This is a genomic window from Actinophytocola algeriensis (assembly GCF_014203735.1).
GTDB classification, from domain to species: domain Bacteria; phylum Actinomycetota; class Actinomycetes; order Mycobacteriales; family Pseudonocardiaceae; genus Actinophytocola; species Actinophytocola algeriensis.
Genome location: NZ_JACHJQ010000003.1, coordinates 307,591 through 321,550, shown reverse-complemented (window position 1 = coordinate 321,550; position 13,960 = coordinate 307,591). Strand labels below are relative to the sequence as shown.

The 13,960-nt window shown below is 68.3% G+C and carries 14 protein-coding genes and 1 tRNA gene; 9 read left to right on the top strand and 6 right to left on the bottom strand.

Annotated elements, in window-relative coordinates; translation table 11 throughout:
• Positions 1-15: 15 nt before the first annotated feature.
• Together FHR82_RS13815 and FHR82_RS13810 are read left to right on the top strand one after the other, a co-directional pair.
• Positions 16-309, top strand: coding sequence for a GroES family chaperonin (locus FHR82_RS13815; RefSeq protein ID WP_184811505.1), 294 nt, complete (start codon positions 16-18; stop codon positions 307-309).
• A gap of 55 nt (positions 310-364) precedes the next feature.
• Positions 365-2,161, top strand: coding sequence for a VanW family protein (locus FHR82_RS13810; protein ID WP_311771060.1), 1,797 nt, complete (start codon positions 365-367; stop codon positions 2,159-2,161).
• Between the two features lie 181 nt (positions 2,162-2,342).
• Here FHR82_RS13810 and FHR82_RS13805 read toward each other — a convergent pair whose 3' ends face one another.
• From FHR82_RS13805 to FHR82_RS13795, 3 genes are all read right to left on the bottom strand, one after another.
• Positions 2,343-2,621, bottom strand: coding sequence for a GlsB/YeaQ/YmgE family stress response membrane protein (locus FHR82_RS13805; RefSeq protein WP_184810787.1), 279 nt, complete (start codon positions 2,619-2,621; stop codon positions 2,343-2,345).
• A 152-nt stretch (positions 2,622-2,773) separates the two neighbouring features.
• On the bottom strand, positions 2,774-4,606 hold the full coding sequence (locus tag FHR82_RS13800; RefSeq protein WP_184810786.1) for an acyl-CoA dehydrogenase: 1,833 nt from the start codon (positions 4,604-4,606) through the stop codon (positions 2,774-2,776).
• Between the two features lie 140 nt (positions 4,607-4,746).
• The gene (locus FHR82_RS13795) at positions 4,747-5,472 is read right to left on the bottom strand and encodes a LuxR C-terminal-related transcriptional regulator (RefSeq protein WP_184810785.1); all 726 of its coding nucleotides are present in this window, start codon (positions 5,470-5,472) and stop codon (positions 4,747-4,749) included.
• Between the two features lie 146 nt (positions 5,473-5,618).
• Between FHR82_RS13795 and FHR82_RS13790 the strand changes: the two genes are divergently transcribed.
• On the top strand, positions 5,619-6,074 hold the full coding sequence (locus tag FHR82_RS13790) for a DUF4304 domain-containing protein (RefSeq protein ID WP_184810784.1): 456 nt from the start codon (positions 5,619-5,621) through the stop codon (positions 6,072-6,074).
• A gap of 251 nt (positions 6,075-6,325) precedes the next feature.
• On the opposite strand, the gene FHR82_RS13785 is transcribed toward FHR82_RS13790, so the two are convergent.
• A tRNA-Gly gene (locus FHR82_RS13785) sits at positions 6,326-6,396 on the bottom strand.
• Positions 6,397-6,445: 49 nt separating this feature from the next.
• Between FHR82_RS13785 and dcd the strand changes: the two genes are divergently transcribed.
• The gene (dcd, locus tag FHR82_RS13780) at positions 6,446-7,027 is read left to right on the top strand and encodes a dCTP deaminase (RefSeq protein ID WP_184810783.1); all 582 of its coding nucleotides are present in this window, start codon (positions 6,446-6,448) and stop codon (positions 7,025-7,027) included.
• Here the strand turns inward: dcd and FHR82_RS13775 are convergent.
• Positions 6,983-8,179 (bottom strand): MFS transporter, encoded by a 1,197-nt coding sequence (locus FHR82_RS13775; RefSeq protein WP_184810782.1) that lies wholly within the window; start codon positions 8,177-8,179, stop codon positions 6,983-6,985. The two genes, dcd and FHR82_RS13775, sit on opposite strands and share 45 nt — an antisense overlap.
• Positions 8,180-8,347: 168 nt before the next feature.
• Here FHR82_RS13775 and FHR82_RS13770 point away from each other — a divergent pair, with 168 nt between their 5' ends.
• The 5 genes from FHR82_RS13770 (at position 8,348) to FHR82_RS13750 (ending at position 13,404) form a co-directional block, all read left to right on the top strand.
• Positions 8,348-9,058 (top strand): DUF4097 family beta strand repeat-containing protein, encoded by a 711-nt coding sequence (locus FHR82_RS13770; RefSeq protein ID WP_184810781.1) that lies wholly within the window; start codon positions 8,348-8,350, stop codon positions 9,056-9,058.
• Positions 9,059-9,207: 149 nt separating this feature from the next.
• Positions 9,208-11,073 carry a molecular chaperone DnaK gene (gene dnaK / locus FHR82_RS13765; RefSeq protein WP_184810780.1) on the top strand — a complete coding sequence of 622 codons (1,866 nt, stop codon included), beginning with the start codon at positions 9,208-9,210 and terminating at the stop codon, positions 11,071-11,073.
• 56 nt (positions 11,074-11,129) lie between these two features.
• A complete protein-coding gene (grpE, locus tag FHR82_RS13760; protein ID WP_376706404.1) occupies positions 11,130-11,768 on the top strand; it encodes a nucleotide exchange factor GrpE in 639 nt (212 codons plus the stop codon).
• A 20-nt stretch (positions 11,769-11,788) separates the two neighbouring features.
• Positions 11,789-12,976, top strand: a complete 1,188-nt coding sequence (gene dnaJ / locus FHR82_RS13755; RefSeq protein ID WP_184810778.1) for a molecular chaperone DnaJ — start codon at positions 11,789-11,791, stop codon at positions 12,974-12,976.
• The gene (locus tag FHR82_RS13750) at positions 12,976-13,404 is read left to right on the top strand and encodes a heat shock protein transcriptional repressor HspR (protein WP_184810777.1); all 429 of its coding nucleotides are present in this window, start codon (positions 12,976-12,978) and stop codon (positions 13,402-13,404) included. Before dnaJ ends, FHR82_RS13750 begins: the two co-directional genes overlap by 1 nt.
• 363 nt (positions 13,405-13,767) lie before the next feature.
• Here the strand turns inward: FHR82_RS13750 and FHR82_RS48020 are convergent, their stop codons facing one another.
• Complete coding sequence (locus tag FHR82_RS48020; protein WP_184810776.1) at positions 13,768-13,932, bottom strand: helix-turn-helix transcriptional regulator; 165 nt, start codon at positions 13,930-13,932, stop codon at positions 13,768-13,770.
• Between the last annotated feature and the right edge of the window lie 28 nt (positions 13,933-13,960).

Here is a 13,960-nt window from a genome sequence, read left to right as displayed (position 1 = left end):
AAACTCGAGATCCAGATGCTGCACGACAGGGTGCTCGTGCAGCTCACTCCCGAGGAAGGGGAACGGCGCAGCACCGGTGGCATCGTCATCCCGGCAACCGCGCAGATGGCGCGGCGGCTGGCCTGGGGTGACGTGTTGGGGGTCGGCACGAACGTGCGGAACGTCAAGGTCGGCGACCGGGTCCTGTTCAACCCCGAGGACCAGTTCGAGGTCGAGGTCCAAGGACAGACGTACCTGGTGATGCGCGAGCGCGACCTGCACGCCATCGCAAGCGAGCGGATCGAGCACGGCACGGGTTTATATCTCTAGGGGAAGGCAAGTCGTGGAGCACCAATGGCCGGAGTCGCACGCCGAACAGACAGACGTGCTCACACCGATCACACGTACCCATACCCCTGGTGACGAGCCGACCGTCAAGATCCAGGCACCCGGACAACCCGACGGGGACCAGGGCGCCAAGAGCAAGAGGCTGCGCAAGGCGGGCATCATCGCCGGTGCCGTCTTCGGTGCGCTCGTCGTCCTGTACGGCGTCGACCTGCTGATGAGCAGCGGCGAGGTGCCCCGCGGGGTCACGGTGGCCGGTGTCGACGTCGGCGGCCAGTCGCACGAGGACGCGGAGCGGACCCTGCGCGAGGCCATCGAGCCGCGCCTCGCCGAGCCGGTCAAGCTGCGCGGCGGCGACGTCGACGCCGAGGTCAAGTCGGCCGACGCCGGTCTGTCCATCGACTGGCGGGCGACCCTCGACCACACCGGCGAGCAGCCGCTGAACCCGATCACGCGGCTGATGTCCCTCTTCGGCAGCAGCGAGGAGAAGGGCGTCATCACCACCACGGACGACAAGAAGCTGGACGCTGCCATCGAGGCGCTCCGGCCGAAGATCGACCGTGAGCCCGCGGAGGGCACGGTCAAGTTCGAGGGCGTCAACCCGGTCGCGGTCGACCCGAAGCCGGGCCAGAAGCTCGACGCCGCCGGCGCGCGGCAGGCACTCGTCGACCAGTGGGCCACCGGCAAGCAGGTCGCACTGCCCGTGTCCGTCACGAAGGTCAAGACGACCGCGGCCGGTGTGAAGAAGGCGGTCGACGAGATCGCGAAGCCCGCGGTCGCCGCACCCGTGATCGTGCACGGCGAGGGCAAGGACGCCACGATCGAGCCGGCGGTGATCGCGGGCTCTCTGGTGTTCAAACCGGCCGCCAACGGCGGGCTGACGGCGAGCATCGACCAGAACAAGCTGGTCGGCGCGGTCGGCCCGCAGCTCGCGTCCACCGAGGTCGAGGGCAAGGACGCGCAGATCGTGTTCTCCTCCGGCGCGCCGACCGTCGAGCCGTCCGTCGACGGCAAGGGCGTCGACTGGGCCAAGACGCTGACGCCGGTGATGGACGTGCTGAAGAAGACCGACGGGCGGGAGCTGAAGGCCGTGTACGCGCCGAAGCCCGCGAAGGTGACCACCGATGCCGCGAACAAGCTCGGCATCAAGGAGGTCATCGGCGAGTTCACGACGCGCGGGTTCGCCTCGGACTCCGGTGTCAACATCCGCACGGTCGCCGAGGAGGTCGACGGCGCGATCGTGAAGCCGGGGGAGACGTTCAGCCTGAACGGGTACACCGGGCCGAGGACCAAGGCGCAGGGTTACGTCGAGGCGGGCGTGATCAAGGAAGGCGCCCCGGGCCGGGAGGTCGGCGGCGGCATCTCGCAGTTCGCGACGACCCTCTACAACGCGGCGTACTTCGCGGCCATGAAGGACGCGGGGCACAAGGAGCACAGCTACTACATCAGCCGCTACCCGGCGGCCCGTGAGGCGACCGTGTTCCAGAACCACGACGGCAGCAGCGTGATCGACCTGAAGTTCACCAACGACTCCGACACCGGGGTGGCCATCCAGACGATCTGGACGTCCTCCTCGATCACGGTGAAGTTGTGGGGCACGAAGAAGTACGAGGTCGAGTCGATCACCGGTGGACGGTCGAACCAGACCCCTCCGCAGGAGAAGCCGGGGCCTGCTGAGAACTGCCACGCCAGCAACGGCGCGCCCGGGTTCACGACTTCCGACACCCGGATCATCCGGGAGGTCGGTTCCGGTCGTGAGGTTTCCCGGAACACGCGGACCGTGAAGTACAACCCGCAGCCGAAGATCGTCTGCCCGCCGCCTCCCCCGGCTGGGTGAGGTGGCTCCCGGACGGGCGGGCCGGGCCCGGTGGGACGCGCCGGCTGAGGTGAGGGCCGGGTTTCCTGGCGGGTTCTGACCGAATCGTGGCCCGCGGGTGCTGCGTGGGCCCCTCGGGTTCAGCGTTGCACGCCTGAAGCCTCCGGGGTTCCGGAGGCTTCAGGGGCTAGTCAATTCGGTTCTAGGCGTGTGTGCGTGCCTTCGGGTAGAGCGACGCTGCCAGGGTTACCGCAACAACGGCGGCGATGATCTGGAAGATGTGGCGCCACCAGTCGATGCCTGGTGTGTCCTTCACCCCTACCCAGCCGGCGATCAGGTTGCCTATCAGTGCGCCGACGATGCCTGCCAGGATCGTCAGCCAGAACGGGATCTTCTGCTCACCCGGTGCCAGGAGCCGTCCCAGGACGCCCAGGACGATTCCTGCGATGAGAAGTCCGATGATTGCGCCTACTGACCACATGAGTGCTCCTCAACCCAAGGTGTTGGTGCAATCAGCAGTACCACCGATCGCCCCAGCTCACACTTCGAGCGTGACCGGGCCGTTTCCTTGGCCGAGACGACACCAGCCGCGGGTCGAATGACCCGCGGCTGGTGTTTTCGATCAGTTCTTCGTCAGAAGGCCGACTCGTCGATCTCCATCAGGCCGTTGTCCGCCGCTTCGACGATCTTGCGGCCCGCGGACAGTTCCGGCAGGACGTTCTTCGCGAAGAAGGTCGCCACGGCGACCTTGCCCTCGTAGAAGGCCTTGTCCTTCTCCGCGGCGCCCTCGTCCAGGCGGGCGATCGCGATCTCCGCCTGGCGCTGGAGCAGCCAGCCGATGAGCAGGTCGCCCACCGCCATCAGGAACCGCACGCTGTGCTGGCCGACCTTGTAGAGACTCGCGGGCTCGTTCTGCGCCGCCGTCAGGTAGCCGATCAGCGTGCCCAGCATGCCCTGCACGTCCTCGAGGGCCTGCTTGAGCAGCTGACGGCCTTCCTTCAGCCTGCCGTTGCCGCCCTCGGACTCGAGGAACGTCGTGATCTCGCCGGCCACGTAGGTCAGCGCCTGGCCCTTGTCGCGGACGATCTTGCGGAAGAAGAAGTCCATCGACTGGATGGCCGTCGTGCCCTCGTAGAGGGAGTCGATCTTCGAGTCGCGGATGTACTGCTCGATCGGGTAGTCCTGCAGGAAGCCGGAGCCACCGAGCGTCTGCAGTGACTGTGCCAGCTGCTCGTACGCCCGCTCGGAGCCGACACCCTTGACGATCGGCAGCAGCAGGTCGTTGACCCGCTCCGCCAGCTTCAGCGACTCCTCGTCGCCCTCGCCCGTCCACGCCTGGTCCTGGAAGGTCGCCGTGTACATGTACACGGCGCGCAGGCCCTCGGCGTACGCCTTCTGCAGCATCAGGCTGCGCCGGACGTCCGGGTGCGCGGTGATCGCCACGCGCGGCGCCGTCTTGTCCAGCATCTGCGTGAGGTCCGCGCCCTGCACGCGGTCCTTCGCGTAGCTCAGCGCGTTCAGGTAGCCGGTGGACAGCGTCGCGATGGCCTTGGTGCCCACCATCATCCGGGCGTACTCGATGACCTGGAACATCTGCGCGATGCCGTTGTGCACCTCGCCGACCAGCCAGCCCTTCGCGGGCGTGTCGTGCTGGCCCAGCGACAGCTCGCACGTCGTGGACGCCTTGATGCCCATCTTGTGCTCGATGTTCGTCACGAAGGCGCCGTTGCGCTCGCCCAGCTCGCCCGTCTCGCTGTCGAAGTGGAACTTCGGGACCACGAACATCGACAGGCCCTTGGTGCCCGGGCCGCCGCCCTCGGGGCGTGCCAGCACCAGGTGGATGATGTTCTCGGTCAGGTCGTGCTCACCCGAGGTGATGAACCGCTTCACGCCGTCGAGGTGCCACGAGCCGTCCTCCTGCTGGACCGCCTTCGTGCGGCCGGCGCCCACGTCGGAGCCCGCGTCCGGCTCGGTGAGCACCATCGTGGCGCCCCAGCCGCGGTCGATCATGAACTGGGCCCAGCGCTTCTGCTCGTCCGTGCCGTTGCGGAACAGGACCTGCGCCATGTTCGGGCCGGACATGTACATGAACAGCGGCGGGTTCGCGCCCAGCATCAGCTCGGCGGCCGCCCACTGCACGGTCGGGGGCAGGCCAAGGCCACCGAGGTCGTCGGACAGGCCGAGGCGCCACCAGTCGCCGTCCCACATCAGCTGGTAGGCCTTCTTGAACGACTCGGGCAGCTTCGCGGAGAAGGTCTTCGGGTCGTAGGTGGGTGGGTTGCGGTCCGCCTCGGCGAACGACTCCGCCAGCGGGCCCGTGGCCAGCCGGTTCAGCTCGGCCAGCACGCCGCGCGCGGTCTCCTCGTCGGACTCGGCGAGGACGCCCTTGCCCAGCCGCTCCTGGACGTTGAACACCTCGAACAGGTTGAACTCGAGGTCGCGGACGTTGCTCTTGTAGTGGCCCATCTCCTGGCTCCCTCATCTTCGCGGTTCCGCGAACACGTGCTACCCGTCGGTAACATCAGGATATTACTAGCGAGTAGAGCACGGCAAGGAGGCCAGTCGAGAAGATGGGTCAGTGCAGGTCAGAGGCGGTGTAAGTCGCCTCACGGGAGGTCGTTGCCACTGCGTGCGTGGGGTACGGCGTCGTCGAGGGTCAGTACGCCGGACCGGAACGCGACGGCCACCGCGTGCGTGCGGTCCCGCGACGCGAGCTTGCGCAGGATGCTCTTCACGTGCGTCCTGACGGTCTCGACGGACACGAAGAGGACATTCGCGATCGCCTGGTTCTCAAGTCCGTCGGCGATCAGCTGCAGCACCTGGTGCTCACGCTGCGACAGCGGCTGGCGGGGCCCGTTCGGGCGGCGGGGACCGGCGAGGGGCGCCGTGAGCGAGACGGCGAGGGCGGTGTCGAGGTAGCGGCCCTCGGAGTGCACCGTCTGGATGGCCTTCAGGACCTGCGGCGGCTGCGCGGTGCGGAGGACGACCCCGCGCACGCCGCCCGTGACGGCGTTCGCGACGTACTGGGTGGTCCTGCGCGCCTCGTCGACCAGCAGGACGACCCCGAGCGCCGGGTTGCCCGCGAGGAGGTGGCTCAGCTGGCCTCGTGGGTCGAGCGCGGCGTCGATGACCACGACGTCCGGCCGCATCCGTTCGCACAGCCGCACCCCGACCGACGGGTTCTCGGCGGCACCGACCCAGCGCAGCCCCGGCGTCCGGTGCACGAGCGCGGACAGGCCTTCGCGGACGAGCGGGGTGCCGTCGATGAGCGCGACGCCCACGGCGACGCCGTTCGCAGGGCGCCCCGGCGGGTGGTTGTTGTTCGGTGGCATCTCGTCCTCCCGGCCTTTACTGCTCCGGGACAGGGACGGTGCCGCTCGGCCAGCGTGACGCGATCGGTGAGTTTGTTCTCACGATCCATTCTGGATAGCGAACGCTTAGCACTCCGTGGGTTTGCGACGCTACTGTTAGTGGCACTGTGGAGTCCGAGATCGAGCGCAACGCGCAAGACTGGTTCAGGTTCATGGTCGACACGAACCTGGCCCCGGGTCTGCGCGCCCTCGGTTTCTTTGGAGTCGGCCGCCGCTTCCGCATCGAGGGACCGCACCACTGGGGCGAAGTCGCTGTGGAGCAGGCACGTTCGTTCACCGCGCGCGCGGTCCGCTTCACGCTGCACATCGGCGTCATGTCCCGCGACGAGTGGGCGGAGCAGTTGCGCGTGCGCCCGTACTACCCGGCGAACGAGGCGACGAAGGCGCAGTGGATGGGCTGGCAGGCCCCGATCGGCTCGGTCGTGGACGTGGGCGGTTTCCCCATCGGCGAGCTGTGGTGGGAGCTGGAGGTAGGCCGCCCGTTCCAGTCACTGGCAAGAGAAGTGCTGACCACAGTCCGCGAGTACGGCCTCCCCGCAATGCGAGAACGCATGCAAGCCTGACAAGGCGGATGCGACAACCCACGCTGGGTCTGGACCGACCACACCGCCGGAGGAAGGGCTCACGCTGGAGCGGGAGCAACCGCAGCTCTGGTAAGGAAGGACCCACGCCGGGCGGGGCCGACGCACCGCCGGTGGGAAAGAACCAGGCTGGGTCGGGAGTAACCGCACCGTGGGGTCTGGGGCTCGGCCCCAGAAGAAATGGCGAAGCGGAAAAGGCCCACGCACTCCGTGGGCACACGGAGGCCATCGCGAGCGGATGACGGGAATCGAACCCGCGTTCTCAGCTTGGGAAGCTGATGTTCTACCATTGAACTACATCCGCAGTGTGCAGCCAGATCTTACACAGTCCTGGTTCTCGCTAGGGTGAGCGGGTGTTGTTGAGCGATGGTGACCTCCGCAAAGAACTCGCCTCCGGTCGGTTGGGGCTCGATCCGCTGGATGAGGCGATGATCCAGCCGTCGAGTGTCGACGTGCGGCTTGATCGGTTCTTCCGCGTCTTCAACAACACGAAGTACACCCACATCGACCCCCGGCAGCAGCAGGACGACCTGACGACGCTCGTGGAGACGGGCGACGACGAGCCCTTCGTGTTGCACCCCGGGGAGTTCGTGCTCGGGTCCACCTTCGAGTCGGTCAACCTGCCGGACGATCTCGCCGGGCGGCTCGAGGGCAAGTCCTCGCTCGGGCGGCTGGGGCTGCTCACCCACTCCACGGCCGGGTTCATCGATCCCGGTTTCACCGGGCACATCACGCTCGAGCTGAGCAACGTCGCGAACCTGCCGATCACCCTGTGGCCCGGCATGAAGATCGGGCAGCTCTGCCTCTTCCGGCTCACCAGCCCGGCCGAGAACCCCTACGGTTCGACGGCCGCCGGGTCCCGCTACCAGGGGCAGCGTGGTCCGACGCCGTCACGGGCGTACCTCAACTTCCACCGCGTCGACACGCGCCGCTGACTCGCCGGACACCGGGGTGAGTGCCGCTCCGGCCGCTGGGAACAGTGCCGCCACGCCGAGTGCCAGTGGGTAGCCGAACGCGGTGATCAAGGCGCTGAACAGCGGTGCGGCGGCCATGGCTGCGATGTTCTGGCCCGTGTTCTGCACGCCCAGCGCGCGTCCTGCCCAGAACGGGCCTGCGAGTTCCGCCGTCGCGGTGAAGCCGAGGCCGTTGTCCGTCACCGACACGACCATCGCCGACAGCAGGGCGGCGATGGCGAGCCACGGCAGGTCCAGTGCGTCGCCAACGCCCCACAGCACCATCGTCGCCAGGGCGCCGAGTGCGATGAGGCGCATCGGGCCCATGCGGCTGCCAGCGCGGTCGGACCACACGCCTGCGGCGATCCGCCCCGCGGCACCCAGGACCTGTACCACCGCGACCAGTTGGCCTGCCGCCACCGGGTTCCAGCCGCGGGCCGACACGAGGTAGGTCACGGCGAAGGTCGCCGCCACGAACTGGGGTACGACCAGCATCGAGCTGGCCGTGTGCAGGCGGATGAGCGTCGTGGCCGTGGGACCGGTGTACGGGGACACCGCCGCCGACACGGTGCGTTCGGGGCGCGGCGGGTCCACGACCACGAACCACACGAGCGCCGCCGACAGCAGGCACAGGACCGCGGGCAGGGCGACGGCCGTCGCGAGGCCGAAGTGGTGTGCCAGGGGTGGCAGGGTCGCCGCCGCGATGCCGACGCCGACCGGCTGGGCGGTCTGCCGGATGCCCATCGCGAGACCGCGTTCGTGCGCGGCGAACCAGCCGAGCACGACCCGGCCGCTCGCCGCGTTCACCGACGCGGCGGCCGCGCCGGCGAAGAGCAGTCCGAGACCGAGCAGCACGAACCCCGGTAAGGCGAGGCTCGCGAGCAGCAGCACGCCGGTGAGTGCGAGACCGGCTGTCATCACGACCCGCTCGCCGAACCGGTCGGCGGCCGCGCCCCACGCGATCAACGCGAACAGCAGGCCGAGCAGCGGCGCCGAGATCAGCACGCTCGCCGAGGTCAGGGACAGTCCGTGGTCGGTCTGCAGTGACGGGATGAGGAACGGGAGGCCGTAGAGGAAGCTCGACGTGGTCGCCTGCGCGGTCAGTCCGGTGGCGAGGATGAACCAGCGTCGCATGTCCTGCACGGTAACTCCGTGCTCCTGAATGTTGGGAACATATTCCCAGTTGCTGGGAGCGGGGACAGGGGCAGCACCAGGGTCGGCTCGGGGGCGTCCCGGATGTCCGCGGCAGCGGGCAGGCCATAACTTCGTGTCACACAGGAAAGCTGAGCGGAGGCATGGCACATGGGGAGCAAGCGCGCGGTGGCGGGGATCACGGTCGGGGTGGCCGGTCTGTTCCTGGCCGGGTGCGGCTGGGTCGGCCAGAACAGCTTCGACGACCACGAGGCCCTGGGGCAGACGGTCACCGAACTCCGGTTCGCCAACGATTCGGGCGACGTCAAGGTCAGTGTCGGCGACACCGTCGAGGTGCGGCGCACGGTCAGGTACGGGGACGACAAGCCGGACAAGACCTACCGTGTGGAGAAGGACACGCTGCTCCTCGAGGAGTGCCCGGTCCGCAACTGCACGATCGACTACGAGGTGACCGTCCCGGCAGGCACCAGGGTCAGCGGGCACGTCGACTCGGGGAGCGTCGAGGTCGTGGGGATGGCGAGCGCGAACGTGGAGGCCGAGTCCGGCGACATCACGGTCCGCGACGTGGCGGGTGACGTGAACGCGTCGGTCCAGTCCGGGTCGATCGACCTCAGCGGCATCGGCGGCGCGGTCGTCGCCGGCGCGCAGTCGGGGGACGTGCAGGTGGGGCTCACCGCCGCGAAGAGCGTCGCCGTCGAGACCCAGAGCGGCAACATCGAGGTGGCCGTGCCGAGTGGGAAGTACCACGTCACGGCGTCGACCGAGAGCGGGAACCTGAAGAACGACCTGGGGGACGACCCGTCCGGCGAGCCGATCGACGTGAGCGCCCAGAGCGGTGACATCACCATTCGCGCCGCCTAGGGAACACGACGGGCAGGTCGCTCGTTGAGGGGTGAGAAAGGTTGAGCGAGAGGGACTCAAGTCTGGTTTGACGACTGATCAGGTCCGACGGCAAACTTGAGCGGTAGACACTCAACCCACTACGTGAGCAGAAAGCAGGAGGGAATCACATGGCGCGAGCGGTCGGTATCGACCTGGGGACGACCAACTCCGTCGTCGCTGTCCTCGAGGGCGGTGAGCCGACGGTGATCGCCAACTCCGAGGGTTCGCGGACGACACCGTCCATCGTCGCCTTCGCCAAGAACGGCGAGGTGCTGACCGGCCAGCCGGCGAAGAACCAGGCCGTGACCAACGTGGACCGCACGGTCCGCTCGGTCAAGCGGCACATGGGCACCGACTGGTCGACGGAGATCGACGGCAAGAAGTACAGCCCGCAGGAGATCAGCGCGCGGGTCCTCATGAAGCTCAAGCGGGACGCGGAGGCCTACCTCGGCGAGCCGATCACCGACGCGGTGATCACCGTCCCGGCGTACTTCGAGGACGCGCAGCGGCAGGCCACCAAGGAGGCCGGGCAGATCGCCGGCCTGAACGTGCTGCGGATCGTGAACGAGCCGACCGCCGCGGCGCTGGCCTACGGCCTGGACAAGGGCGAGAAGGAGCAGACCATCCTCGTGTTCGACCTCGGTGGTGGCACGTTCGACGTGTCGCTGCTGGAGATCGGCGAGGGCGTGGTCGAGGTCCGCGCGACGTCCGGTGACAACCACCTCGGTGGTGACGACTGGGACCAGCGGATCGTCGACTGGCTGGTCGACAAGTTCAAGCAGTCCTCCGGCATCGACCTCACCAAGGACAAGATGGCGCTCCAGCGCATCCGTGAGGCCGCCGAGAAGGCGAAGATCGAGCTGTCCAGCTCGAACAGCGCGGGCATCAACCTGCCCTACATCACGGTCGACGCGGACAAGAACCCGCTGTTCCTCGACGAGACGCTGACGCGCGCCGAGTTCCAGCGGATCACCAGCGACCTGCTGGACCGCACCCGCGCGCCGTTCAACAACGTGATCAAGGACGCCGGCATCAAGGTCGGCGACATCGACCACGTCGTGATGGTGGGTGGCTCGACCCGCATGCCCGCCGTGAGCGAGCTGGTCAAGGAGCTGACGGGCGGCCAGGAGCCGAACAAGGGCGTGAACCCGGACGAGGTCGTCGCCGTCGGCGCGACCCTGCAGGCCGGTGTCCTGCGCGGTGACGTCAAGGACGTGCTGCTGCTGGACGTCACCCCGCTGTCGCTGGGCATCGAGACCAAGGGCGGTGTGTTCACCAAGCTCATCGAGCGGAACACGACCATCCCCACCAAGCGGTCGGAGATCTTCTCCACCGCGGACGACGGCCAGACCACGGTCGGCATCCAGGTCTTCCAGGGTGAGCGCGAGATCGCGGTGCACAACAAGAAGCTGGGCACCTTCGACCTCACGGGCATCCCGCCGGCACCGCGCGGCGTGCCGCAGATCGAGGTCACCTTCGACATCGACGCGAACGGCATCGTCCACGTCAACGCGAAGGACCTCGGCACCGGCAAGGAGCAGTCGATGACGATCACCGGCGGCTCCGCGCTGCCGAAGGACGACATCGACCGGATGGTCAAGGACGCGGAGGCGCACGCCGAGGAGGACAAGCAGCGCCGCGAGGAGGCCGAGGTCCGCAACCAGGCCGAGACGCTCGTCTACCAGACGGAGAAGTTCGTCAAGGACAACGACGAGAAGATCCCGGCCGAGGTCAAGGACAAGGTCAACCTCGCAGTCAAGGAGGCCGAGGAGTCGCTGAAGGGCACCGACATCGCGGCCATCAAGACCGCGATGGAGAAGCTCGCGACCGAGTCGCAGGCCATGGGCTCCGCGATCTACGCGCAGTCCGGTGCCACGCAGGACGCGGGCGCTGGTGCCGGTGCGGCAGGCGGTGAGCAGGCCGGTGGCCAGCAGGCGCAGGGCGCCGAAGACGTCGTGGACGCCGAGATCGTCGACGAGGACGGCAAGAAGTGACGACTCCGTCCGAGCCGCGATCGTCCGACGACCACGGAGAGGAGCCACGCGTAGTGGTGCGCGACCGGCGTCGCATTGACCCGGACACTGGCGAGGTCCGGCCACCAGCCGCCGAACAGGAGGCGGGTGGGCCGGACCCCGAGGCCGGTGTCGCACCGGACGCCGCCATCGAGGCGGAGCTGGTGCCCAGCCAGGAAGCCGAGCTGAAGGCCCAACTCGACGAGCGGACCGCGGACCTGCAGCGACTGCAGGCCGAGTACGCCAACTACCGCAAGCGGATCGACCGCGACCGCGAGTCCGTGGTCAACACCGCGAAGGCGTCGGTCGCAGGCGAGCTGCTTGCGGTGCTCGACGACATCGAGCGGGCCGCTCAGCACGGTGACCTCACCGGTGCGTTCAAGGCCGTCGCGGACAAGCTCGTCGCGACCCTGGAGCGCACGGGCCTCGAGTCCTTCGGGCACGAGGGCGAGCCGTTCGACCCGTCGGTGCACGAGGCCGTCCAGCACGACACGTCACCCGACGTGGCGGGCCCGACGGTGACGGCGGTGCTGCGCCGCGGCTACCGGTTCGGCGACCGGATCGTGCGGGCCGCGCTGGTCGCGGTCACCGACCACGAGCCGGGGGCCTCGACCGTGCCGGACGAGCCGCCGAGCGAGTGGTTCGACCCGAACGACAAGTCGAACGACCAGATCTGAGCCGAGAGGAGGGGACGTCCGTGAGTGCGCGGGATTGGATCGACAAGGACTTCTACCGCGAGTTGGGCGTCTCGTCCGACGCCACCGACGCCGAGATCAAGAAGGCGTACCGCAAGCTCGCACGTGAGCTGCACCCCGACGCCAACCCGGGCAACGCCCAGGCGGAGGCGCGGTTCAAGGCGGTGTCCGAGGCTTACGGGGTTCTTGGCGACGCCGAGAAGCGCAAGCAGTACGACGAGGCCCGCCGGCTCTTCGGATCCGGCGGGTTCCGTCCGGGCGGCTTCGGCGGTTTCGGCGGAGGCGGCGGCGGGTCGACGTTCGACTTCAGCGACATCTTCGCCGGCCAGCAGGCCGGTGGCGGTGCTGGTGGTGGCGGCATCAGCGACCTGCTCGGCAACCTGTTCAACCGCCGCAGTGGCGGCACGACCTCGGCAGGCAGGCCGCGGCGGGGCGCCGACGTGGAGACCGAGGTGCGGATCGACTTCGTGGAGGCGGTGAAGGGCGCGACCGTGCCGTTGCGCCTGTCGAGCCCATCCACGTGCGAGACGTGCCACGGGAACGGTGCCAAGCCGGGCACGACGCCGCGCACGTGTCCCACGTGTGCCGGCGCCGGTCTGGTGAGCCGGTCGCAGGGCGCGTTCGCGTTCAGCGAGCCGTGCCGCGACTGCCGTGGGACGGGCCGGATCGTCGACGACCCGTGCCCGGAGTGCGGTGGCGACGGCGTCAGCACCAAGTCGCGGACGCTGACCGTGCGGATCCCGGCGGGTGTCGACGACGACCAGCGGATCCGCCTGGCTGGCCAGGGCGAACCCGGCAACGGGGGCGGGCACGCGGGTGACCTCTACGTCCGCGTGCACGTGACCTCTCACCCGGTGTTCGGCCGCAACGGCAACGATCTGACGCTCAAGGTGCCGGTGACCTTCACCGAGCTCGCGCTGGGCACGACACTGGAGGTGCCGACACTCGAGGGCAAGGTCGCCCTGCGGGTGGCTCCCGGCACGGCCAGCGGCCGGGTCCTGCGCGTGCGCGGCAAGGGCATCACCCGCCGCGACGGGCAGTCCGGCGACCTGCTGGTGACCCTGCAGGTGTCGGTGCCGTCGAGCATGGACGACACGGCCAAGGCCGCGCTGGAGTCGTACGCGGAGGCGACCGCGGGCAACGACCCGAGGCCGGAGCTGACGGCGATGCTGGCTGAACGGAGTCGGTGATGGCGGGTTTTCCGTTTCCGCCCGGTGCGGATGAGGACACACCTGTTTTCGTGATCTCGGTGGCCGCCGAGCTGTCCGGGCTGCACGCGCAGACCTTGCGCGGGTACGACCGGATGGGTTTGGTGTCGCCAGGGCGCACGTCCGGCGGCGGGCGGCGGTACTCCATGCGGGACATCGCGCTGCTTCGTGAGGTGCAGCGGTTGTCCCAGGAGCAAGGGGTCAACCTCGCGGGCATCAAGCGGATCATCGAGCTGGAGAACGAGGTCGACGCGTTGCGCGGCCGGCTCGCCGAGCTGACCGAGGAGCTGGCCGCCGTGCACGCGGCCGCTGAGCAGGCTGCCGCGGCCATCCACCGGTCGTACCGGAACGAGCTGGTGCCGGTTTCCCGGCAGACCGCGCTGGTGGTGTGGAAGCCGCGCAAGAAATGATGGCTTGACGTGAAGGGGGCCGTGCCTTGCGGGCGCGGCCCTTTCTATGTGCTGCAAGTCCTTCGCTCTGCGGCCCACAGCTTGAACACCAGAACGTTTCGTTGCTCTCCGTTGTAGTCCGGTGCCTGCTCGAACGTGCGCGGGCGGTCAGAGTCCGGCTGGAACACGCCTAGATAGTGCACCTGTCCGTTCCCCGAGTTCTCAAAGATCCGGATCGTCAGATCGCCGCGAAGGATGGCGGCTTTTCGTTTGGTCGCCAACCACGCCTTCGCCTGTGTAGCTGTACGAGCCGTCATCATTGCGGCCGTCAAAGACGAAGCGCCGGTTCCCCGTGGTGCGAGAAGTGAAGTCCTTCGGTGAGCGTCAGCTCCAGTGCCGTGAAAACCCAAAGGGCGCGCTGGAAGTACGGAATCGCGCGCAGCCAAGCTTGGTGATCTCGTAGTACCGGCGAGGTGGCCGCCCGTGGATGGTCGTCGGATCCTCCCAGCCATCGGTGAGCCATCCCTCTTCGAGCAGGCGCGAGAGCATCGGATAGAAGACCGGTGGTGATCGAGTG